Source organism: Streptomyces sp. NPDC042638 (assembly GCF_040647235.1).
GTDB lineage: Bacteria > Actinomycetota > Actinomycetes > Streptomycetales > Streptomycetaceae > Streptomyces > Streptomyces rameus.
Map to the genome: position 1 here is coordinate 158,869 of NZ_JBEZBT010000006.1, position 23,178 is coordinate 182,046.

The window sequence follows — 23,178 nt, forward strand, 5'->3', positions numbered from 1 at the left end:
CACCCGGAAGTACGCCTGTCGGGCCGCGGTACGCGCGTCGGCGGGGCGGCCCGGCATCGCCCGGCTCTCGTGGCCGCCGCCGCACAGCCCGACCAGGTCGGCGCCGAGCGGTGCGAGCGTCTCGCGGCGGGACGAGTACGAACGGTTCCCGGGCCCCCGCTCCGTACGCGGCGTCACGTCCCGTCCGCGACGGGTGGACGGGCCGAGTGGGCCGCGGCCCGCAGGGCGCGCACGGCGGGCACGTCCCGGTTCGCCGGGAGCCACGCGAGAAAGGACACCGAGTTCCCCAGCTCGGGGGCGTCCACGTACACGAGCCCCGGACGCGGGTACAGCTGCCGCGCGGCCGCCGGCAGGAAGGTGATCGCTCGTTCCTGCAGCACCGCGAGCACCATGGCCTCGGTGTCCCGCACCACGGGACCGAAACGCACCGCGGTGCCGTCCGGACGCGGATTGACCGTGAGGTGATCCCACCACAGCCGCGGCACCTCACGCGGCATGTCCACCACCGTGCGGTCCGCGAGCTGGGCCAGGGAGAGTTCCGTCTCGCCGGCCAGCGGATCGTCCGCCGGAAGGCAGACCACACGGGGCTCCGTGGCGAGTTCGACGCTCTGGAAGCCGGAGGGCAACGGCCCGCGCAGGAAGGCGGCATCGACCGCGCCGCCCGCCAGCGCGTCGAACTGCTCGACGAAGTTCAGATTGAGCACCTCGACCTCGAGGTCGGGGTGCCGGCTGCGCAGACGGGCCAGAACCGCCCTCGCGTGCGGCATGGCCGCTTCCGCGCCGAGCGAGCCGACGCGCAGCTTGCCCCGGACGGCGCCGGCGTGCGTAGCGGAGACCTGGAGCAGCCTTGCCATCGCGCCGAGCACCTCTCCGGCTTGCTCGGCGACCGCTTCTCCCGCCGCCGTGAGGCGCAGGCCGCCGCCGCGGCGCTCCAGCAGGGAAACCTCCAGGCGCTCTTCCAGCGCGCGCATCTGCTGGCTGAGCGCCGGCTGGGAGATGAACACGCGTGCGGCCGCCCGCCCGAAGTGCAGTTCCTCCGCCAGCGCGAGGAACAGACGTAACTGGTGCAAGCTCGGCTCTCGCACGCCTCGCCGACCCGTTCCCCCGGGAACCATAAGGTCCAGGTTATCGAATCGCCGAGCACTCCCTTCGCTCCTCGTCGGCCACGATCCCCCGGGGTCCGGCCAGTATGGATCTGGCTCCGTTCGGGGCCGTGGACGAAAGCGGCGGCCGCTTCTGCCGTGCGGCGGTGAACACGCCCGCTCACGTGCCGGTCGCGCCGACAGGAAGGCATCTGTGCTCCGACTGCACTTCACCGCCGATGACCTGAAAAATGTACGGATATTACCCAGCCCCGATCCCATGTGGGAGATCGTCTGCAGCATGTGCCGGCTGAAGACGGACCAGGGGCGGACAGAGTTCGGCGCATGGCGGGACGCGACACGCGACAGACTCCGCCACGACGAGAGGCTGCGGCTGGCATTGACGCCGCTGCGCGGCCTCGTACCGAGCACCGGTTACATCCCCGACTTTCTCACGCCCGACGCCTCCGGCGAGCTGCCGGCCGCTCTGGACGCGATCGGCGCGTGGCCACGGCACGTGGTCGCGGACCAGCTGGACCGGCTGAACGCGGCACAGTCCAGGCTCCGCGGGTCGGTCCCCGGCCCACGGGCGGACGCCGTCGACCTCACGGGGGTCGTCCGGGCGCTCGGCACGTACTTCGACACTCTCCTCAGGCCCCATCTGCCGCGGATCCGGGCTCTGGTGGGAGCCGACGTCAGCCTGCGCTCACAGGCCCTGCTCGCCGGCGGCGTACAGGGACTCCTGGAAAGCATGGCTCCGTACGCGACATGGCGGGACCCGGTCCTCGAAGTGGACTACCCGGTGAGCCGCGACGTCTGCCTGAGGGGCCGTGGACTGCTCCTCGTGCCCTCGTTCTTCTGCTGGGGGCGTCCGACCGCACCGGCGGATCCCGACCTGCCGCCCACCTTGGTGTACCCGGTGGCCAAGCCGCCCTGGCAGCCGGACCGGGGCGACCGGAGGTGTGCCTCACGGCTGCTCGGCCGGACCCGCGCCGCCATCCTGGAGGCGGTTGCCGGCCGTGGCCGCGCGGACGGATGCACCTCGACGGACATCGCTCGTGCCGTGGGCATCGCGCAGTCGAGCATCACCTATCAGATGGGCGTGCTGCGCGACGGGGGACTGGTCAGCAGCCGCCGTTCCGGGAAGTACGTCGTCCACGCGGTCACGCCCCTCGGCCTCCGGATCCTCGACGGCGCATGACGGGTGCGCGCGGGGGCGGGATCAGTCGCAGTAGTAGGACAGGTACTGCGTCGCGGCCCAGCCGTCCACCTTCGTCGTGAAGTCGTAGATGTGCGCGAAACCGTTCTGCACCTCACCGCAGTACCAGCCGACGAAGTGGCTCCGGTAGCCGAGCCCCTTCACCCCGCACCCGGTGCTGGGGCACGAACGGATGCGGACACCGTCGCCGACGAACACCGCTCCGCCCGACGGTTCGTCGGCCGGGGCCGCTTGCCGCGCGCCGGTGGCGCCGGTGCTCGCGGCGGCTTCCGGGGCGAGGGCCACCAGGGGGAGGACGGTGAGTGTCGCGGCGGCGGCACCGATGCGGATGAGGCGCTTGACGGACTTCACTGTGTTCTCGCCTTTCGCGGACATGGGCGGCCACCGGACCGCCGGCGGTGCCGCCCTGACATGGCGCCGGCGTCGGGAGGGAGGGAGGCGCCGGGTGTACCCGGCCTGTCCGCCCGCCCTTCCCGGCCTCACCATCCTGCGCGCGCCGCGACGGGCGCCGGAAACACTTCGAGTCGCTTCGAAGCGTTGGCAGTTCGCTTCTCCGGAGTGCCAGGCTCGGTGCGGGGGCCGCCCCGGTGACCGGCGCACCGTCGTCACCGGGGAGGAGCCACCACCCGGCCACCCGGCGTCGGACAAGGGGGGAAACTCATGCGCACCGGCACACTGCTTCGCACGGCTCTCGTCGCCTGCGCGATGTCCGCCGTAGCGCTCGCCGCTCCGGCCCACGCGGCAGCGAACCGGCCGACCGCGTCCGCAGGTCCTACCGTGCAGGCCTGCCAGATCGGCGGCGCCTACACGGACTTCCGCGGCACGGGAATCAACATCCGGGCCACGCCCGGCGGCCGCATCGTCGGCCAGGCGAACCGCGGAGACTGCGCTCACTACTACCGGACCGACTCCGGCCCCCCGGTCGACTGCCCGGACGGCACCAGCACCGTGGCCTGGCAACTGGTGCTGGACCTGCGCACCCGGGTCCCCGGTTACGTCTCCGCCTGCTACGTCTGACCCGCGCTCCGGCGACCGGGCGGGCACCGTCCGCATGACCGACGCGGGACGGCGGCTGCCTCCGGCCCGGGTGGACACCACGCTCTCGACTCGAAGGAACGTGACACATGCAGAACTCCAACCGGAAACTCGGCGTGGCGCTGGGCGCGGGCCTTCTGCTCTCCGCGATGTCCGGCTTCTCGCCGGCCCAGGCGGCGCCGGAATTCTCGCCGCGGAACTTCCCGCTGAGCGGCTGTGCCGTCACGCTGACCCCGGATGTCACCCATCCCGACACCTCGGTGTGCCTGAAGCGCGCGGAAGGCCGGGCCGCGGAACGGCGTTCCCCGGAGGACACCTTCGTGCAGCTCGCCCAGAACGGCCCGTGGCCCCCTTCCGGGGGCTGGCTGATCAGCTACACCCAGGGCGGCCAGTTCACCCTGCCGTCGCAGTACAACGACGCCGCGAGCTCCTGGTACGCGGCCGGTGTGTGCGGGAACTTCTACCTCAACGCCGCGGGCACCACGCCCTGGATGCCGTACCCGAAGAACGCCTCGGGCAACTTCCCGTACGGCCCGGTGGGCAACGACCAGCTCTCGGGCGTGAGCGTCATCAAGAGCTGCGCCTAGCATCCGTGGCCGTACCGCACCCCGGCCGGCCCCACAGAAGCCGTCGCACCGCCTCCCGCCTTGCGCTCACGCAGACCGGGAGCGGCGCGACGGCGCCTTTTCGGAGGACGCTCAGATGTCCCGGAAGATCTCGATCTGTGCTCCGATCGAGTTCAGGCGTTCGGCGAGGTCCTCGTAACCGCGGTTGATGACGTAGACGTTGCGCAGCACCGACGTGCCCTCGGCCGCCATCATCGCCAGCAGGACGACCACCGCGGGCCGCAGGGCCGGCGGGCACATCATCTCGGCCGCGCGCCAGCGGGTCGGGCCCTCGACCAGTACCCGGTGCGGATCCAGCAACTGGAGCCGGCCGCCGAGGCGGTTGAGGTCGGTCAGGTAGATCGCGCGGTTGTCGTAGACCCAGTCGTGGATGAGGGTCTGGCCGGAGGCGACCGCCGCGATCGCCGCGAAGAAGGGGACGTTGTCGATGTTCAGGCCCGGGAAGGGCATGGGGTGGATCTTGTCGATCGGGGCTTCGAGCTTGGAGGGACGGACCGTCAGGTCGATCAGGCGGGTACGGCCGTTGTCCGCGGAGTACTCCGGCGACCGGTCGTGGTCGAGGCCCATCTCCTCCAGGACCGCCAGCTCGATCTCCAGGAACTCGATCGGCACCCGGCGCACCGTCAGCTCCGACTCGGTGACCACGGCGGCGGCCAGCAGGCTCATCGCCTCGACCGGGTCCTCGGAGGGCGAGTAGTCCACGTCCACGTCGATGTTGGGCACACCGTGCACGGTGAGCGTGGTGGTGCCGATGCCCTCCACGGTGACGCCCAGCGCCTCCAGGAAGAAGCACAGGTCCTGGACCATGTAGTTGGAGGAGGCGTTGCGGATGACCGTCACGCCGTTGTGCCGGGCGGCGGCCAGCAGCGCGTTCTCGGTCACCGTGTCGCCGCGCTCGGTCAGGACGATCGGGCGGTCGGGGCGGACGGAGCGGTCCACCCGGGCGTGGTACTGGCCCTCGGTGGCCGCGACGTCCAGGCCGAACCGGCGCAGCGCGATCATGTGCGGCTCGATGGTCCGCGTGCCCAGGTCGCAGCCGCCGGCGTACGGCAGCTTGAAGTGGTCCATGCGGTGCAGCAGCGGACCGAGGAACATGATGATCGAGCGGGTGCGCACGGCGGCCTCCGCGTCGATCGACGCCAACTCCAGCTCCGCGGGCGGGACCAGTTCCAGGTCGACGCCGTCGTTGATCCAGCGGGTGCGCACGCCGATGGAGTTGAGCACCTCCAGCAGGCGGTACACCTCCTCGATGCGCGCCACCCGGCGCAGCACCGTACGTCCCTTGTTCAGCAGCGAGGCGCACAGCAGGGCCACGCACGCGTTCTTGCTGGTCTTCACGTCGATGGCGCCGGACAGACGGCGGCCGCCGACCACGCGCAGATGCATCGGACCCGCGTAGCCCAGGGACACGATCTCGCTGTCCAGGGCTTCACCGATTCGGGCGATCATCTCAAGGCTGATGTTCTGGTTGCCGCGCTCGATGCGGTTGACGGCGCTCTGGCTGGTGCCGAGTGCCTCCGCGAGCTGCGCCTGAGTCCAGCCCCGGTGTTGCCGGGCGTCACGGATGAGCTTGCCGATGCGTACGAGGTAGTCGTCTGACATGAGGTTCAGGTTATCTCAGATATGAGATGGTGCCCGTCAGGGGGGTCCGTTCGAGTGAGGGCGTGACGGTCTGTCAGCGTCGCCTGGTGTGGCGGCGGGAGGGTACCCATGAAGAGCCGGGCGAATCCGACGATGCCGTATGGGGCTTGATCGTCCAGGCAACCCCGGCCGGTGTGTCCCCCTCTCAGTCTCCGAAGGGGGATACACATGAAGACCAAGATGCGCCGGTATGCCGTCGCCGTGCTGCTCGTCGGCGGCTGCTCGCTCGTCTCCTGCGGTACGCAGCACGCGGACGCGGCGCGGACCGACTCCACGGCGCCGCGGGCATCCGCGGCCGACCGGGAGTGCGACGTCGAGGACAGTCCGGTAGCCACGGAGGACGACCAGGGCCTCCCCGACACCACGAGCGACGACCAGGGCGTCCCCGACACCACGAGCGACGACCAGGGGCTCCCCGACACCACCAGTGACGACTACCAGGAGCTTCCGGACACCACGAGCGACGATCAAGGGCCGCCCGCGGGTGACACCACGGAGGACGACCAGGGCGTGCCGTCGGCCGGTCCGCACCGCTGGTTCTCGATGACCCGCGAATTCCGTGACTACCTGAGGACGGGCGCCCCGAAGGCGGACGCCGCCATCGCCGCCCATGTCGGAAAGGTCTGCGTCCGCACACCCGAGGGCGACGGCCGCACGGAGGCCGACGTGTGGGTCGACTACGGCGTGTGGGAGGACGACAAGCTGAACCGCGCCACCCGGGCGTTCGCCCACTGGCGGCAGTCCGTGTACGGCGATCACGGCCACGTGACGGTGCTGGCGCCCGCCAAGATGGACGCCGAACGGAGCTGGTAGCCGCCTCCCGGCCCGTCCTCGGGTGTGCGCCGGCCGGTGTCCTGCCTTCATCGGTCTGAGGCATGGCGGCCCGTTGACGAGGACTGCCTCAGACCGATGGAGACATCGCTGCCGGGGTTGTCTCATCCGACCTGAGGCAGTCCAGTTGTTTGCGGGAGTGCCGTCTCCGGAGCCCCTGCCCGGTGGTCGATCAGCTCCAGGTCATATTGATCTCGCGCCCGAAATTGACGTATCCAGCGCGATGGAAGGCGTTCGCCATCGGGACGTTGCCCAGGTCTGTGGACGCGCGGATGCGGGGGACGCCCTGCTCGGCAAGGACGCGGGTGCCCTCGGCGAGTAGGTCGTCGATGTAGCCGTTGCCGCGTTGCGTGGGAAGGACCCCGATGTAGGCGATGATCGCGTTGTAGCCGTTGTGGGCAGGGAGCACGAATCCCACTGGCGCTCCGTCGGGCAGCGTTGCGATCCGCCACCAGTCTCGTGGGCTCGTGTAGCGCGCCAGCTCGTCCTCGTAGTGCCTGATGGCCGCCTCCTGGGCGGACATCCGGGTCAGGTCGTCACGGCCGTGTGCGTCCAGTGTCCCGTCCATGACCGAGGCCATCAGCGCCACGAGTTCGTCGGCGCCGCGGATCGGCCGGAACGCAAGGCGCTCGGTGGGCTTCGGGATCGGCGGTCCCGGATGCCACTCCAGGCGCAGCCGTTCGACGAAGAGCCGGGCGCCGGTCCGTTCCAGTACCGTCATGCGGTTCTCGACGGCTTGTCTGGTCAGTGTGTTCTCACGCCAGTCCGGCGGGACGAAGCGGCTGTACTCAGGGGGACACGACCCGTCCGGGAGGGTGGCGGCCGTCGCGGTGCGCACAAGCCGCACCCCGATGTCGCTGTGATCGGGATCCGGGGCGTTGTCGTCGATGTCGAGGATGTCCAGGACGAGGGGTGTGCCGTTGCCGGGCCGGCTCCACCAGGCAGCTCTGGCCAGTAGGCGGTCACCGCGCAGGGCGACCCACATCCACTCCGGGCGTCGGCGGCCGAGGGCGAGGTCGTCTGCCAGTTCCTCGTTGAGGACGTAGGGCAGTCGGGAGAAGAGATCGAGTTCTTCGGGTCCGTTGATCGGACGTAAGGTCAGGTCGTTCTGTTCCACGGTTCAGGCACGCTCCGGTGAAGGCGCCCGTCCGCTCCGGGTCAGACGCGGTCCGTACCCCGGGAGGACGCAAGCGCGGTGATCATGGGGATCATCGGCTTATCCCTCCTCTCGCTGTCGTGCCCCTCACCCTTGCGGCAGGGGCTCGGTCGCAACGTCTATCCGACCGCAGCCCCTGTGCGCAACCCGTTTTCGATCACCCATGGCGACCGTGTCATAGGAAGAGTGAGACACCGCACTGCTTGCCCGGGAAAGACCGGGACGCGGCCACCGATGCCCCGGAAAGACCGAGACTGCCCCAGGTCCGCCGAGAGCAGGACAGCCGGGTCGGGCATGACCAGGCCGCGCCCATGTACTACTGTTATCTCGACATCGAGATATCTGCCGGGGCGCACCGTGGCCGCCATGCTGGTAAGGCAACCCTAACTTAGCCTGACCTCACTGGTCCGGCCAAGCCGGTGTGGCGGCACGATTGACGGTGGTACGCGCACATCAATGAAGGAGACTGTCGTGTCGGCGAACAGCTTCGACGCCCGCAGCACGCTGCAGGTGGGCGACGAGTCGTACGAGATCTTCCGGCTGGACAAGGTGGAGGGCTCGGCCCGCCTGCCGTACAGCCTCAAGATCCTGCTGGAGAACCTGCTCCGCACGGAGGACGGCGCGAACATCACCGCCGACCACATCCGCGCCCTCGGCGGCTGGGACTCGCAGGCCCAGCCCAGCCAGGAGATCCAGTTCACGCCGGCCCGCGTGATCATGCAGGACTTCACCGGCGTTCCCTGCGTCGTGGACCTCGCGACCATGCGTGAGGCCGTGAAGGAGCTGGGCGGCGACCCCGCCAAGATCAACCCGCTGGCGCCGGCCGAGCTGGTCATCGACCACTCCGTCATCGCCGACAAGTTCGGCACGAACGACGCCTTCAAGCAGAACGTCGAGCTGGAGTACGGCCGCAACAAGGAGCGCTACCAGTTCCTGCGCTGGGGCCAGACCGCCTTCGACGAGTTCAAGGTCGTCCCGCCGGGCACCGGCATCGTCCACCAGGTGAACATCGAGCACCTGGCCCGTACGGTGATGGTCCGCAACGGCCAGGCCTACCCCGACACCCTCGTCGGCACCGACTCGCACACCACCATGGTCAACGGCCTCGGCGTCCTCGGCTGGGGCGTCGGCGGCATCGAGGCCGAGGCCGCGATGCTCGGACAGCCGGTCTCCATGCTCATCCCGCGCGTCGTCGGCTTCAAGCTGACCGGTGAGCTGCCCACCGGCACCACCGCCACCGACCTCGTGCTCACCATCACCGAGATGCTCCGCAAGCACGGTGTGGTCGGCAAGTTCGTCGAGTTCTACGGCGAGGGCGTCGCCGCCACCTCCCTGGCCAACCGCGCCACCATCGGCAACATGTCGCCGGAGTTCGGCTCCACCGCCGCGATCTTCCCGATCGACGACGAGACCCTGAAGTACCTGCGCCTGACCGGCCGCTCCGAGCAGCAGGTCGCGCTCGTCGAGGCGTACGCCAAGGAGCAGGGCCTCTGGCTGGACCCGAAGGCCGAGCCGGACTTCTCCGAGAAGCTCGAGCTGGACCTGTCCACGGTCGTCCCCTCCATCGCCGGCCCGAAGCGCCCGCAGGACCGCATCGTCCTCGCGAACGCCGCCGAGCAGTTCAAGCAGGACGTCCGCAACTACGTGGACATCGTGGACGAGGCGGGCCAGGAGTCCTTCCCGGCCTCCGACGCCCCGGCCGTCGCCCCGAACGGCGCGCCCAGCAACCCGGTCCAGGTCACCGCCCCCGACGGCACGACCTACGAGCTGGACCACGGTGCGGTGACGGTCGCGGCCATCACCTCCTGCACCAACACCTCCAACCCGTACGTCATGGTCGCCGCCGCCCTGGTGGCCAAGAAGGCGGTCGAGAAGGGCCTGACCCGCAAGCCGTGGGTCAAGACCACCCTCGCCCCGGGCTCCAAGGTCGTCACCGACTACTTCGACAAGGCGGGCCTGACCCCGTACCTCGACAAGGTCGGCTTCAACCTCGTCGGCTACGGCTGCACCACCTGCATCGGCAACTCCGGCCCGCTGCCGGAGGAGGTCTCCAAGGCCGTCAACGACCACGACCTCGCGGTCACCTCGGTCCTCTCCGGCAACCGGAACTTCGAGGGCCGTATCAACCCCGACGTCAAGATGAACTACCTGGCGTCCCCGCCGCTGGTCGTCGCCTACGCGCTCGCGGGTTCCATGAAGGTGGACATCACCCGAGACGCCCTGGGCGCCGACCAGGACGGCAACCCGGTCTACCTGAAGGACATCTGGCCCTCCGAGGCCGAGGTGAACGACGTCGTCGCCAACGCCATCGGCGAGGACATGTTCAACAAGTCCTACCAGGACGTCTTCGCGGGCGACGCCCAGTGGCAGGCGCTGCCCATCCCGACCGGCAACACCTTCGAGTGGGACCCGGAGTCGACCTACGTCCGCAAGCCCCCGTACTTCGAGGGCATGGGCATGGAGCCGGCCCCGGTCGCCGACATCGCCGGCGCCCGCGTCCTGGCCAAGCTGGGCGACTCGGTCACCACCGACCACATCTCCCCGGCCGGCGCCATCAAGGCCGACACCCCGGCCGGCAAGTACCTCACCGAGCACGGTGTGGAGCGTCGTGACTTCAACTCCTACGGCTCGCGCCGGGGCAACCACGAGGTCATGATCCGCGGTACGTTCGCCAACATCCGCCTGCGCAACCAGATCGCGCCGGGCACCGAGGGCGGCTACACCCGCGACTTCACCCAGGACGGCGGTCCGGTGTCGTTCATCTACGACGCCTCCCGCAACTACATCGAGCAGGGCATCCCGCTGGTCGTCCTGGCCGGCAAGGAGTACGGCTCCGGCTCGTCCCGCGACTGGGCGGCCAAGGGCACCGCGCTGCTCGGCGTCAAGGCCGTCATCGCCGAGTCCTACGAGCGCATCCACCGCTCCAACCTCATCGGCATGGGCGTGCTCCCGCTCCAGTACCCGGAGGGCCAGTCCGCCGCCTCCCTCGGCCTGACCGGCGAGGAGACCTTCTCCTTCACCGGCGTCGAGGAGCTGAACAACTGCACCACGCCGCGCACGGTCAAGGTCACGACCGACACCGGTGTCGAGTTCGACGCGGTCGTCCGCATCGACACCCCCGGCGAGGCCGACTACTACCGCAACGGCGGCATCATGCAGTACGTGCTGCGCAACCTGATCCGCAAGTAAGCGGCCCAGGCAGGCGGCGAGGGCCGCATCCCCGGCAGCGGGGGTGCGGCCCTTCGCCGTAGCCGCCACACGGCCACACGGCCACACGGACGCGCGGACACGCCGTGATGGCCCCGGCAGGCTCCGGCCGGCCCCGGCAGGCCGCGGTCCGCTCAGAGGTCCGGGAACTCCGAGAGATCCGGGAACACCGCGGGGCCGGAGAACTCCCCGGGGTCCGGCACGGCCAGCTCGGCCCAGATCACCTTGCCGTGCGGGGTGTACCGGGTGCCCCAGCGTTCGGCCAGCTGGGAGACGAGGAACAGGCCCCGGCCTCCCTCGTCGGTCGTCGCGGCGTACCGCAGGTGCGGCGAGGTGCTGCTGCCGTCGGCCACCTCGCAGACCAGCGTGCGGTCGCGGATCAGCCGCACATGGACCGGATCGGAGCCGTAGCGGATCGCGTTGGTGATCAGCTCGCTCAGCACGAGTTCCATGCCGAAGCCCAGCTCGGACAGGCCCCACTCCTCCAGCCTGGCCGAGACGGCGGCGCGCATCCCCGACACGGCGGCCGGGTCGCGCGGCACGTCCCAGTCGGCGACCCGGTCGGCCGGCAGTGCCCGGGTGCGCGCGACGAGCAGGGCGACGTCGTCGCCGGGGCGCTCGGGCAGCAGCTCCTCCAGCACCGCCCGGCAGCTCTCCTCCGGTGGCCGCCCGGGGTGACCCGCCAGCGCCCCGCGCAGCAGCTCCATGCCCTCGTCCAGGTCCCGCGCGCGGTCCTCGACGAGACCGTCGGTGTACAGCACGAGCTGGCTGCCCTCGGCCAGCTCCAGCTCCGCCGTCAGGAACGGCAGACCGCCCAGGCCCAGCGGAGGCCCGGCCGGCAGGTCGGGGAAGGTGACACTGCCGTCGGGCTCGACCAGCGCGGGCGCCAGATGCCCGGCCCGGGCCATGACGCAGCGGCGTGTCACCGGATCGTAGATCGCGTACAGGCAGGTGGCGCCCATGATCTCCCCGGGCCGGTCCGGGCAGGCCTCGTCCTGGTCGATGCGGCCGACCAGGTCGTCCAGATGCTGGAGCAGCTCGTCGGGGGGCAGGTCGAGCGTGGAGAAGTTGTGCACCGCGGTCCGCAGCCGGCCCATCGTCGCGGCGGCGTGCAGACCGTGTCCGACCACGTCACCGACCACCAGCGCCACCCGGTTCCCGGGCAGCGGGATCACGTCGAACCAGTCCCCGCTGACCCCGGACTGCGCCGGCAGGTAGCGGTAGCCGACATCGAGGGCGTTCTGCTCCGGCAGGGCCCGCGGCAGCAGACTGCGCTGCAGGGTGACCGCGAGGGCGTGCTCCCGGGTGTACCGGCGGGCGTTGTCGATGCTGACGGCGGCCCGGGCCACCAGCTCCTCCGCCAGGGACAGCTCCTCCGCGTCGAAGGGCTCCTGCTTGGCGCGCCAGAAGTTGGCGATGCCGAGGACGACACCGCGCGCCCGGATCGGAGCGGTGATCAGCGAGTGGATGCCGTAGTCCATGATCTGCCGGGTCCGCTTCGGGTCCTGCGCGTGCCAGCCGTCGGCCGTCGCCAGGTCGGTCACCAGCTCGGCGTGTCCCGCCCCGTAGCCGCGTGCCTGCGGGGTGGAGGGCAGGAAGTCGATGAGCCGGCCCTGTTCGTACAAGGGGTGGTCGTCCCGGATGCCGCTCACGGCGACCCGCCGCATGTCCGTCGCCGTCGGAGCGGGCTCGTCCCCGTGCAGCACCGGGTCGGCCAGGTCGACCGTGACGAAGTCGGCGAAGCGGGGCACCGCGACCCGCGCCAGCTCGTCGGCCGTGCGGACCACGTCCAGGGTGCTGCCGATGCACAGTCCCGCGTCGTACAGCAGCTCCAGCCGCTCCCGGGCGGCCTCGGCGCGGCCGGACACCGCCTGCAGCTCGGTGGAGTCGCGGAGGGTGACGACTGTGCCCCCGGGGCATCCGGCGTGGTCCGTGGGCCGCTGGTTGACCGCCAGCAGGCGTCCCATGGCGAAGTGCACCTCGTCGCTGGCCTCCCGGCCGGAGCCGAGCAGCTCCAGCGTCGCGGCGTCGAGACCCGGCAGCTCCCGCACCACGCATCCCTCCACGTCGGCGGGCAGCTCCAGCAGGCGCCGGGCCTCGTCGTTGGCGAGCACCAGCCGGCCGTCGGCGTCGATGATGAGCACGCCCTCCCGCACCGAGTGCAGGACCGTGTCGTGATGCTCGTACATGCGGGACATCTCGTCCGGGGCCAGGCTGTGGGTCTGCCGCCGCAGCCGCCGGCCCACCAGGGCCGTACCGCCGGTCGACACCACGAGCGCGACGGCCCCGGCGCCCAGGATGATCGGCAGCTGCCGGTCCAGCGCGCTGGTGACGTTCTTGACCTTCAGGCCGGCGGAGACCAGGGCGACCACCTTGCCGCGGGCGTCGTCGACGGGCACGGTGGCCTGCACCTCGCGGCCCAGCGGACCGTGCACGCTCTCGGTGTAGACCTTCCCGGCCAGCGACGGCGCGATGTTGCCCACGAACCGCTCGCCGATCCGGGCGGGCAGCGGATGCGTGTAGCGGATGCCATGGGTGTCCATGACCACGATGAAGTCGACGCCCGCGCCCTTGCGCCCCGCCTCCGTCATCGGCTGGAGGACCTTGGACGGGTCGGGCAGCCGCAGCGCCTGGAGCACCCCCGGCGCGTGGGCGAAGGTCTCGGCCACGGCTATGGACCGGCGCCTGGCCTCGGTGGTGGTGTCCCGTTTCGACTGCAGGACCAGAGCCAGGACAGCGCAGAGCACGAGCAGCACCACCAGCACCACCTGGAGCAGGAAGACCTGCCCGGCGACGCTCCGGGGACTCTTGCCGATCACAGTGCGCCATGCGAGGCGTCTGAATCGAGCGTATGTGTCCGACATGCGGTATTTGTAGCACTGGTGTTTTCCGGGTGGCTATGGCTCGTCCACGAGGTGGACGCGACATGCTCGCCCCTCGGCCCCGTCCGGCCGGGCGGGGCCGAGGGGCGGCGCGGCCCACGGCGTCGGCCGTAGCGGCGGGTTGAGGCGCTCTGGCGGACCCGGTGGCGGAAGCGCACCGGGTCCGCGAGCCGGGCAGGTGAGGGGGGTGGGTGTACCTGCCCGGAGGGGGTGGCCTGGAAACGTGCGTGGCTTGTCCGACGGCCGAGGCGCCGCGACATCGTTGTCATATGGTCCTGACATGACTCTACCGCCTCAACCGACAACGATGTCAACCCACTTGGCCCACCCCGGCCGGGTGAACCCTGTGGCGTGCCTGCCGGGGCGTACGCACCCTTCCGTGGTACCGGTGACGCACGCTACTGTCCCTGCGGCTTGTGCGACCTGTGGTGCGCGACCCGTCCATGAGGAGGAAGGGCCGCGTCATGCGTTTCCGACCCACGTCCCTGCTGCTGGCCGCGCTGCTCGCGACCGCCGGCACCGCACCCCCCGCCCTCGCGGCGGCCACCGCTCCACCCGGCCTCGTCGAGGACCCCACCGGATACGTCGACCCGCTGATCGGCACCAGGAACGGCGGCGACGTCTTCCCGGGCGCCGTCGTGCCGTTCGGCATGCTCTCCTGGAGCCCCGAGAACACGCGCGGCGACGCGACGAGAACCGCCGCACCGGGCGGCTACCAGTACGACGCCACCCGCATCCGGGGCTTCAGCCTCACCCACATGTCCGGCACCGGCTGCGCCGGCGGCAGCGGAGACATCCCGTTCTTCCCGTACGCCGGGAAGGTCACCTCCTCCCCGGCGAGCGACACGAAGGACGCCGTCTACGCGTCCGACTTCAGCCACGCCGACGAGACGGCCGAGCCCGGCCACTACAAGGTCGGCCTGGCCTCCGGCGTCACCGCCGACCTCACCGCCACCGCCCGCACCGGCTCGGCCCGCTTCAACTTCCCGGCCGGCGAACCCGCGTCCCTGCTCGTGCGCACCGCCAACTCCGAGGTGGGCTCCGAGGACTCGACGGTCACGATCGACCCGGACACCCGGACGGTCTCCGGCTCGGTCACCTCCGGGAACTTCTGCGGCTACCTCGACCCCGAGGGGCAACGCGCCTACTACACCCTCTACTTCACCGCCCGCTTCGACCGCGCCTTCACCGCCACCGGCACCTGGCACGACGGCGAGCTGGAGCCCGGCTCCCGGCAGACGTCCGGCGGCACCGGCGGCTTCTCGCACGGCGGACGGCCGGTCGCCGGGAAGGGCGCGGGCGGCTATGTGGAGTTCGCGCCCGGCGACGGTCCGGTGAACGTCAAGGTCGGCATCTCCTACGTCAGCCGGGAGGCCGCCGAGGCCAACCTGGCCGCGGAGAACCCGCCGGGGCGGTCCTTCGACGCGGTCCGGGACGCCGCCCGCCGGGCCTGGCGGGAGCGCCTGGGGGCCGTCCGGACCGGCGGCGGCACGGACGCCGAGCGCACCACCTTCTACACCGCGCTCTACCACGCACTGCTGCACCCGAACGTCATCAGCGACGCCGACGGCCGTTACCGCGGATCCGACGGCAGGGTGCACACCGTCGGCGGGGGGCACCAGGCCCAGTACGGCACCTTCTCCGGCTGGGACGTGTACCGCGACCAGGTGCAGCTGCTGACGCTGCTGAACCCGCGCACGGGCTCGGACATCGCCCAGTCCCTGTACGAACTCGCCCGGCAGAACGGCGGTGTCTGGGACCGCTGGCTGCACGGCGCGAGCGGCACCCACGTCATGAACGGCGACCCCTCGCCCACCGTGCTGGCCGGTATCCGCGCCTTCGGCGGTACGGACTTCGACCTGCGCGGCGCCCTCGCCTCGCTCACCCGGGCGGCGACCGTCCCCACGGAAGGGGACCTGTCGTCCGCCGGCAAGCCCGTGCTGTCGGTGGGGCAGCGGCCCTCCCTGGACAAGTACCTGAAGCTGCACTACATGCCGTCCGTCTCCAACGCCTGGGGCGGGGCCGCCGAGACCCTGGAGATGTCCACCGCGGACTTCGCGCTGTCCCAGCTCGCCCGCGCGGCGGGGAAGAAGGACACGGCCTCGGCGTTCGCCCGCCGCGCCCAGTGGTGGCAGAACAACTTCGACATCGCGGCCGATCCGGGCGGCGGCTACATCGCGGGCCGCAAGGCGGACGGCAGCTGGGTCACCGGCTTCACGCCGGGCACCGGCAGCGGATTCGTCGAGGGCACGGCCGCGCAGTACACCTGGATGGTCCCGCACAACCCCGCCGGTCTCTTCGCCGCGATGGGCGGCCGGGACCGGGCGCTCGCCCGGCTGGACGACTTCTTCCACGACGCCGACGGCGGCTGGGCCTTCACCGGCAGCGGCGGCACCAAGTCCGAGCTGGACAACGAGCCGTCGATCAACGTCCCCTACCTGTACGACTACGCGGGCGCCCCCTACAAGACGCAGGAGACCGTCCGCGCCGCGATGCGGCGGCTGTGGACCACCCAGCCCGGCGGTATCCCGGGCAACGACGACCTCGGCGCGATGTCCGCCTGGTACGTCTTCTCCGCTCTCGGCATGTACCCGCAGGTGCCGTCCCGCGCCGAACTGGTCCTGTCCTCACCCTTGTTCGAACGGATCGAGATCGACCGGCCGCACGGCGCCGACATCTCCGTCCGCGCCACCGGAGCGGCGGCCGACGCCCCGTACGTCCGGTCCCTGAAGGTCGACGGCCGCAGTGCCGACCGCCCCTGGCTGCCCGCGTCCTTCGTCCGGGACGGCGGCCGGCTCGACTACACCCTGTCCGCCGCCCCGGACCGTGACTGGGGGGCGGACAGCCCGCCGCCGTCCTTCCGCGAGGGCGAGCAGCCGTACCAGATCGGTGTCGGACCCACCACGGCCACCCTCGCCCCCGGTGACAGCACCGAGGTCGGCATCCGCGCGCTGTCGCTGACCGGCGGCACCGGCCCCGAGGTGCGCTTCCGGGTGCGGACCCCGGCCGGGGTGACCGCCGTGCCCGCCGAGGGCACGGTCGCCGACGGCGCCCAGGAGATCACGCTCACGGCGGCGCGGGACGCCGAACAGGGCTTCGCCGACGTCCAGGTCACCGTGACCTCGGGTGACTCCTCCTACACCCAGCCGGTGTCGCTCACCGTGGCCGCCCCGGGCACCCTGCTCGCCGCCTACGACAACACGGGCGTCTCCGACGACGACGGCGACCACGACGAGGCCGACTACGACGGCGGCGGCTGGAGCTACTCCCGGCAGGCCCTCGCGGCGGCCGGCCTCGCCCCGGGCGAGCACTCCACGGCCGACGGCCTCGCCTTCACCTGGCCCGGCTCGCCCGCCGGCCGCCCCGACAACGCCTCCGCCGCCGGCCAGACCGTCCGGCTGTCCGCCCCGGCGGCCGCGTTGTCCTTCATCGGCAGCGCGGTCAACGGCGACCAGCGGACCACGGCGGCCGTCACCTACACCGACGGCACCACCGCAACCGTCGACCTGTCCTTCACCGACTGGACCATGGGCGGCGGAGGCGGCACCGTCCAGTACGGCAACGAGGTCCTCGCGAGGACCGCGTACCGCAATGTCGCGGGCGCGGACCGGGACCCGGTGGCCACGTACGTCTTCGCCACCGAGCCGTACCGGGCCCCGGAGGGCAAGCGGATCAGCGCCGTCACGCTCCCACGGAACACGGACCTGCACGTGTTCACCCTCGCCACGGGCTGAGGCCCGGAACACCGAAGGCGGCCCGCACCCGGGATCCCGGGTGCGGGCCGCCTTCCGCGCGTACGTCAGGCCAGCAGTTCCACCTCCGCGAGGGTCGACTCGCCGTCCAGCAGCAGCCGGTACTTCGGGTACGTCCCCGGGGCGGCGATGCTGAAGGCCCGGGTCTGGCGGTCCCAGGTGAACGTCTCGCCGGAGCGGTGGTCCAGGGTGTGCCAGGTCGTGCCGTCGGCGGAGCCCTGGAGGGTCCAGCCGGTCGGCGCCCTGGTGTGGTCGGCCCCCGAGGTCAGGGTGTACTGGACGGGCCGCACGGCGTCCGGGGCCGGCAGGTCGGCCGAGGTGAGCGTCGCGCTCGTCGCCGAGGTGTCGTCGAAGAGCGCGCCCGCACCCCGCAGGACGTCCGCGCGGGGCGTCGGCACCTTGTCGTCCTGGGTGACGGAGACCGGCGCCGCGTTCCTGCCGGTGCCCCAGGCCGACGGCCTGGAGCCCATGAAGAAGTCCAGCACCCCGCCCTTGGACAGCAGTGAATGCGGCAGCGAAGTCGACGTCCACGGACGCCCGTTGAACATCACGCCCTGCACATAGACGTTCCTCGCGCTGTTCCGCGGCGCCCGCACCACCAGGTCCCGCCCGTTCTCCAGGTGCACGGTCACCTTCTTGAACAGCGGGGAGCCGATGGAGTACTCGCCGCTGCCCATGACCAGCGGGTAGAAGCCGAGGGCGGAGAAGAGGTACCAGGCCGACTGCTCGCCGTTGTCCTCGTCGCCGTGGTAGCCCTGCCCGATCTCGCTGCCGGTGTAGAGCCGGGAGAGCGCCTCGCGCACGTACGCCTGCGCCTTCCAGGGCTCGCCGGCCGCGTCGTACATGTAGATGACATGGTGCGCGACCTGGTTGGAGTGGCCGTACATGCCCATCCGCACGTCCCGCGCCTCGGTCATCTCGTGGATGACACCGCCGTAGGAGCCTACGTAGTCGGGGGAGGCCGTCTCCGGGGTGGCGAAGTACTCGTCGAGCTTGTCGGCGAGGCCCTGCCGGCCGCCGTACAGGTTGGCCAGGCCCCGGCTGTCCTGCGGGGCGGTGAAGGCGTAACCCCAGCCGTTGGTCTCCGTGTAGTCGTAGCCCCACACCCGCGGGTCGTACTTCGCGGAGTCCACGCGCCAGTTCCCCTTGGCGTCCCGGCCCTGGAAGAACCCCGCCCTGGAGTCGAACAGCTTCACGTAGTCCTGGGCACGGTTGAGGAAGTACCGCGACTCCTCCCGGTAGCGCTTCTCGCCCGTCTTCGCGTAGAGCGCCTCGCCCATCTTCGCGATGCCGTAGTCGTTGACGTAGCCCTCCATCGCCCACGACAGGCCCTCGCCCGTCTCGGTGGAGGTGTAGCCGAGGAACGGCGAGGTGCTCATGCCCTTGCGGCCCACGCCGGACGCCGGCGGGACGACGGTCGCGTTCTTCACGGCCGCGTCGTACGCCGCCTTCGCGTCGAACTTCACGCCCTTGACGTAGGCGTCGGCGAACGCCACGTCCGAGGAGGTGCCGGTCATCAGGTCGGCGTAACCGGGGGAGGACCAGCGGGAGGTCCAGCCGCCGTCCTTGTACTGCTGCACGAACCCGTCGACCATCTCACCCGCCTGGGACGGGGTCAGGAACGAGTACGCCGGCCAGGTGGTCCGGTAGGTGTCCCAGAAGCCGTTGTTGACGTACACCTTGCCGTCGACGATCTTCGCGCCGGTGTGGGTCGGGGTGTCCGGGCCCGGCATGGGCGAGAACGGCGAGGCGTACCGGTCCTCGCCGCCGACCTTCTCGAAGCCCGAGTTGGGGTACAGGTACAGCCGGTACAGGCCGGAGTACAGCGTGGTCAGCTGGTCCGGGGTCGCGCCCTCCACCTCGACCTTGCCGAGCAGCCCGTCCCAGGCCCGCTGGGCCCCGGCCTTCACCGTGTCGAAGGAGGCGCCCTGCGGGATCTCCTGGCGCAGGTTGTCCTTCGCCTGGTCGACGCTGATGAGCGAGGTGGCCAGACGCAGGGAGACGGTGCGGTCGGCGCCCGCGTCGAAACGCAGGAAGCCCCGCACACCGCTCGACGCGCCGTCGGTGACCGGCTTGTCGAACTCGCCGTACACGAACAGCCGGGTCGCCCCCGTGGACAGGCCCGACTTCACGTCCGAGTAACCGGTGACGGTCCCGTGCTCCTTGTCGAGCGTCAGGCCGGCCTGCTCGGTGACGTTGTCGAACAGCACGCTCGCGTCGTCGCCGGGGAAGGTGAAGCGCAGCACGGCGGCGTGGTCGGTCGGCGTCATCTCGGCCTTGAGGCCGTTCTCGAACCGCACCCCGTAGTAGTACGGCCGCGCGGTCTCGTTCTCGTGCCGGAAGGGCAGCTCGCGCGCCTCCCGTGCGGTGTCCGGGGTGCCGGCCGCCGCCGACGGCATCACCTGGAAGGTCTGCCGGTCGCCCATCCACGGGCTCGGCTCGTGGCTCGCGCTGAAGGCCTGGATCGTCGGCAGGTTGTCGGCGTTGTTCGCACGTGCGTACTCGTACAGCCAGCTCAGCGAGGACGCGTTGGTCACCGGCGTCCAGAAGTTGAAGCCGTGCGGCAGGGCCGTCGCCGGGAAGTCGTTGCCGCGCGAGAAGCTGCCGCTGGAGTTGGTGCCGCGGGTGGTCAGCGCGTAGTCCGACAGATGCGCCTTGGGCTTCTCCGGCGCCACCGGCCTCAGCGACACGTCGTCGAGCCAGCCGCGGAACTTCGCCGGGCCGTCGGGGGAGTCGTAGGCCACCAGGATCCGGTCGACGGTCCGGCCGGCCGCCACCGAGCCGATCCGCGCCGCCACGTTGTTCCACTGGTTGACGTACAGGGCCTTCGACGTGCCCTGCCCGCGCGGGGAGAGCGGGAAGCCGTGCTGGTCGAGTGCGCCCAGGTCGCTCAGATAGGTGCCGTCGGTGAAGGCCAGGTCGACGGAGACGAAGCTCGCGTCGTAGTCGCGGTCGCCGTCGGCCATCGACGGGAAGATGCGGTACGACAGCGCGGTGTCGCGGCCCACCTTCACGTTCACGTCGAAGACCTTGTTGAACGAGTACGCGCGGCCGTCCGCCGTGTGCCGGCCGGCGTAGCGCAGCGCACGCTTTCCGGTGAACCCGGCGCCCGCCTTGGCGGTCGGGGAGCCGCTCGGGCCCTTGTCGACCAGGGTCAGCATGTCCTGCGGCACCGGCCCGCCACCGCCGCCGGTGGAGAACTGCACATCGGCGAGCTGCAGGATGTCCGGGGCGCCGTTGTTCTTCGTCACCTCCAGCCGGAAGTGCTGGTATTCGGCCGGTTCGGTGAGGTCGTAGGTCTTCGTCTGGAAGCGTTCGGAGAAGCTCTCGCCCGAGCGGCTGTCGACCGTCTTCCAGTCCTTGCCGTCGGTGGAGCCCTCCAGGGTCCAGTCCCTGGGGTCGCGCTGCTCGTAGTCGTTGGCCGAGGTGAGCGCGTACGTCGCTATCTTGACGGGCTTGTCCAGGTCGAACTCCACCCAGCCGGTGGTCTGGAACGTCAGCCACTTGGTCCCGGGCTCGCCGTCGACGAGGTTCTCCTTGACCTCGCCCGCGCCCGGGTTCTCGGCGCTCGCCCGGACCTCGGTGACGTGGTCGGTCACATTGCCCGGAATACCGGTGCTGTAGCCGCCGTCGACACCCGAGGCGCGCTTGCCGCCGTCCGGGCCGGTGTCGACGGTGTTCAGCCAGTCCGGCGCCGGCTCGCCCGCCTCGAACGAGGATGCGAACTCCCGGTCGGCCGCCGGAGCCCTGGCCGGCAGGGCGACCGCCGCGCCCTGCGCGCCGACGGCCATGACAAAGGCGGCCGTGAGGACGGCCGCCGGACCCCATCTGTGCCGAGTTCTCCGCTGCATCGTACGGATTTCCCCTCCTGCGCCCTCTCCGGACAACGTTGTCAACTGCCGGGCGCAAGAACCAGTAGGTGGTCAAGTGGCCCGTGATGTCAAGGGTGTTGGCTATGGCATTCAGGGAGTTATGTCGCGAATTTCTCCGGCGGCCCGTTCCCGGGGTCGCCATATTTCCGCGAGGTCTCAACTCGGAAAAGACCCATCCCGAACCCTGCATTCGATCTTGCTCAGGCGCCGGAAAGTGGACTATACCTGTCGGCACTTCCAGCACGACCCAGCACTACCCGACAGCGGTGCCGGGGAGGATCCGGTTCACCGCCTGAGTCCTGGAGAGGGCGAGGACTTGAGCATGGGATCCACCTCGAACCACGATGCCGAAGGCGTCGGCCGGCGTGACCTGATCAAGCGGTCCGCGGCACTCGGTCTGGTCGCCACCCCGGCGATGGGCCTGCTGTCCGCGTGCGCCAGCGGCGGCGGAAGCGACGGCTCGGGCGACGGCAACACCAAGGGGCAGACCTCCAAGGACAACCCCTTCGGCGCCAAGAAGGGCAGCAAGCTGGACGTCGTCGTCTTCAAGGGCGGATACGGCGACGACTACGCCAAGGCGTGGGAGGCCGACTTCGGCAAGAAGCTCGGCGTCACCTCCACCCACACCGGCACCCAGGAGATCACCGGCAAGCTCCAGCCGCGCTTCAACGCGGGCAACCCGCCGGACATCGTGGACGACTCCGGCGCACAGCAGATCAAGGTCGACGTCCTGTACAAGAACGGCCAGCTGCTGGACCTCGCCGAGGTGCTGGACGCACCCTCCGTGGACGACCCCGCCAAGAAGGTCCGCGACACCCTGATCCCCGGCACGCTCGACCCGGGCATGCAGGAGGGCAAGGTCGTCGCGCTGAACTACATCTACACGGTGTGGGGCCTGTGGTACTCCGGCAAGCTCTTCAAGGACAAGGGCTGGGAGGAGCCCAAGACCTGGGACGACTTCCTCGCCATCTGCAAGGACGCCAAGTCGCAGGGCATCGGCGGCCTGGCCCACCAGGGCAAGTTCCCGTACTACATCAACGTCGCCATCATGGACCTGATCGCCAAGAAGGGCGGTCTGGACGCGATGAAGGCCATCGACAACCTCGACCCCAAGGCGTTCGTCGGCTCCGACGCGGCCCAGGCCGCCGTCGAGGCCGTCTACGAGGTCGTCGAGAAGGGCTATCTGATGCCCGGTACGAACGGCCTGACCCACACCGAGTCCCAGACCCGCTGGAACCAGTACAAGGCGGCGTTCATCACCTGCGGCTCCTGGCTGGAGAACGAGCAGCTCAAGCAGACGCCGACGGACTTCGACATGAAGTTCCTGCCCATGCCGCTGCTGTCCGGCAGCAAGCTGCCGTTCGAGGCGATCCGGGCCGGCTCGGGCGAGCCCTTCATCATCCCGGCGAAGGCGCACAACCTCCCGGCCGCCAAGGAGTTCATGCGGCGCATGCTCTCCAAGGAGTGGTCGACGCTCTTCGCCAAGCAGGCCAACTCGCTCACCATCCTCAAGGACGGTGTCGCCCCGGGCGTCCGCCTGCGCCCCGGCACCCAGTCCACGGTCGAGGCGTCCAAGGCGGCCGGCGGCAACACCTTCCGTTACCTGTACACCGAGTGGTACAGCGAGATGGGGGCCGCCATCGAGGCCGCGTCCAACGAGCTGATGGCCAAGCGCATTCAGCCCAAGGAGTGGCTGAAGAGGTGTCAGGCGGCGGTCGACAAGCAGGCCAAGGACCCCGCGTCGAAGAAGAACCACAGGGATTAGTGCCGCCGGGCCGCGCAGGGGTGCGGGAGATCGCGTGCGCCGGTTCGCCGTAGCCGGTCGCGCAGTTCCCCGCGCCCCTGTGGGGCGCCACACCACAGGGCAGGAAAAGT

General features: G+C 70.6%; 13 protein-coding genes. 7 read left to right on the forward strand and 6 right to left on the reverse strand.

From position 1 onward, the window contains the following. Positions 1 to 173 precede the first annotated feature (173 nt). Positions 174 to 1,070: a LysR family transcriptional regulator gene (locus tag AB0B40_RS07895; protein ID WP_345051921.1), complete on the reverse strand. Its 897-nt coding sequence runs from the start codon at positions 1,068 to 1,070 to the stop codon at positions 174 to 176. Between the two features lie 292 nt (positions 1,071 to 1,362). Here AB0B40_RS07895 and AB0B40_RS07900 point away from each other — a divergent pair, with 292 nt between their 5' ends. Continuing rightward, on the forward strand, positions 1,363 to 2,283 hold the full coding sequence (locus AB0B40_RS07900; RefSeq protein ID WP_345051919.1) for a winged helix-turn-helix domain-containing protein: 921 nt from the start codon (positions 1,363 to 1,365) through the stop codon (positions 2,281 to 2,283). 21 nt (positions 2,284 to 2,304) lie between these two features. Here AB0B40_RS07900 and AB0B40_RS07905 read toward each other — a convergent pair whose 3' ends face one another. Beyond that, positions 2,305 to 2,676: a hypothetical protein gene (locus AB0B40_RS07905; RefSeq protein ID WP_345051916.1), complete on the reverse strand. Its 372-nt coding sequence runs from the start codon at positions 2,674 to 2,676 to the stop codon at positions 2,305 to 2,307. Positions 2,677 to 2,961: 285 nt separating this feature from the next. Here AB0B40_RS07905 and AB0B40_RS07910 point away from each other — a divergent pair, with 285 nt between their 5' ends. Both AB0B40_RS07910 and AB0B40_RS07915 read left to right on the forward strand, forming a co-directional pair. After that, on the forward strand, positions 2,962 to 3,318 hold the full coding sequence (locus AB0B40_RS07910; protein WP_345051914.1) for a hypothetical protein: 357 nt from the start codon (positions 2,962 to 2,964) through the stop codon (positions 3,316 to 3,318). A gap of 107 nt (positions 3,319 to 3,425) precedes the next feature. Next, positions 3,426 to 3,923 carry a hypothetical protein gene (locus AB0B40_RS07915; protein WP_345051912.1) on the forward strand — a complete coding sequence of 166 codons (498 nt, stop codon included), beginning with the start codon at positions 3,426 to 3,428 and terminating at the stop codon, positions 3,921 to 3,923. Between the two features lie 111 nt (positions 3,924 to 4,034). Here the strand turns inward: AB0B40_RS07915 and AB0B40_RS07920 are convergent, their stop codons facing one another. Further along, complete coding sequence (locus tag AB0B40_RS07920; RefSeq protein WP_345051909.1) at positions 4,035 to 5,564, reverse strand: UDP-N-acetylglucosamine 1-carboxyvinyltransferase; 1,530 nt, start codon at positions 5,562 to 5,564, stop codon at positions 4,035 to 4,037. A 207-nt stretch (positions 5,565 to 5,771) separates the two neighbouring features. Between AB0B40_RS07920 and AB0B40_RS07925 the strand changes: the two genes are divergently transcribed. Next, complete coding sequence (locus AB0B40_RS07925; protein ID WP_362263517.1) at positions 5,772 to 6,416, forward strand: hypothetical protein; 645 nt, start codon at positions 5,772 to 5,774, stop codon at positions 6,414 to 6,416. Positions 6,417 to 6,606: 190 nt separating this feature from the next. On the opposite strand, the gene AB0B40_RS07930 is transcribed toward AB0B40_RS07925, so the two are convergent. Then, complete coding sequence (locus AB0B40_RS07930) at positions 6,607 to 7,551, reverse strand: GNAT family N-acetyltransferase (protein ID WP_362263518.1); 945 nt, start codon at positions 7,549 to 7,551, stop codon at positions 6,607 to 6,609. Positions 7,552 to 8,061: 510 nt separating this feature from the next. Here AB0B40_RS07930 and acnA point away from each other — a divergent pair. Beyond that, on the forward strand, positions 8,062 to 10,779 hold the full coding sequence (acnA, locus tag AB0B40_RS07935; RefSeq protein ID WP_362263519.1) for an aconitate hydratase AcnA: 2,718 nt from the start codon (positions 8,062 to 8,064) through the stop codon (positions 10,777 to 10,779). A 152-nt stretch (positions 10,780 to 10,931) separates the two neighbouring features. Here the strand turns inward: acnA and AB0B40_RS07940 are convergent, their stop codons facing one another. After that, positions 10,932 to 13,661, reverse strand: coding sequence for a SpoIIE family protein phosphatase (locus AB0B40_RS07940; protein ID WP_345051899.1), 2,730 nt, complete (start codon positions 13,659 to 13,661; stop codon positions 10,932 to 10,934). Between the two features lie 482 nt (positions 13,662 to 14,143). Between AB0B40_RS07940 and AB0B40_RS07945 the strand changes: the two genes are divergently transcribed. Next, complete coding sequence (locus tag AB0B40_RS07945) at positions 14,144 to 17,413, forward strand: GH92 family glycosyl hydrolase (protein WP_362263520.1); 3,270 nt, start codon at positions 14,144 to 14,146, stop codon at positions 17,411 to 17,413. Positions 17,414 to 17,478: 65 nt separating this feature from the next. Here AB0B40_RS07945 and AB0B40_RS07950 read toward each other — a convergent pair whose 3' ends face one another. After that, entirely contained in the window at positions 17,479 to 21,282 is a 3,804-nt protein-coding gene (locus AB0B40_RS07950; protein ID WP_362263521.1) for a GH92 family glycosyl hydrolase, read from the reverse strand. 343 nt (positions 21,283 to 21,625) lie between these two features. Between AB0B40_RS07950 and ngcE the strand changes: the two genes are divergently transcribed. Then, on the forward strand, positions 21,626 to 23,068 hold the full coding sequence (gene ngcE, locus AB0B40_RS07955; protein ID WP_345051890.1) for an N-acetylglucosamine/diacetylchitobiose ABC transporter substrate-binding protein: 1,443 nt from the start codon (positions 21,626 to 21,628) through the stop codon (positions 23,066 to 23,068). Positions 23,069 to 23,178 lie beyond the last annotated feature (110 nt).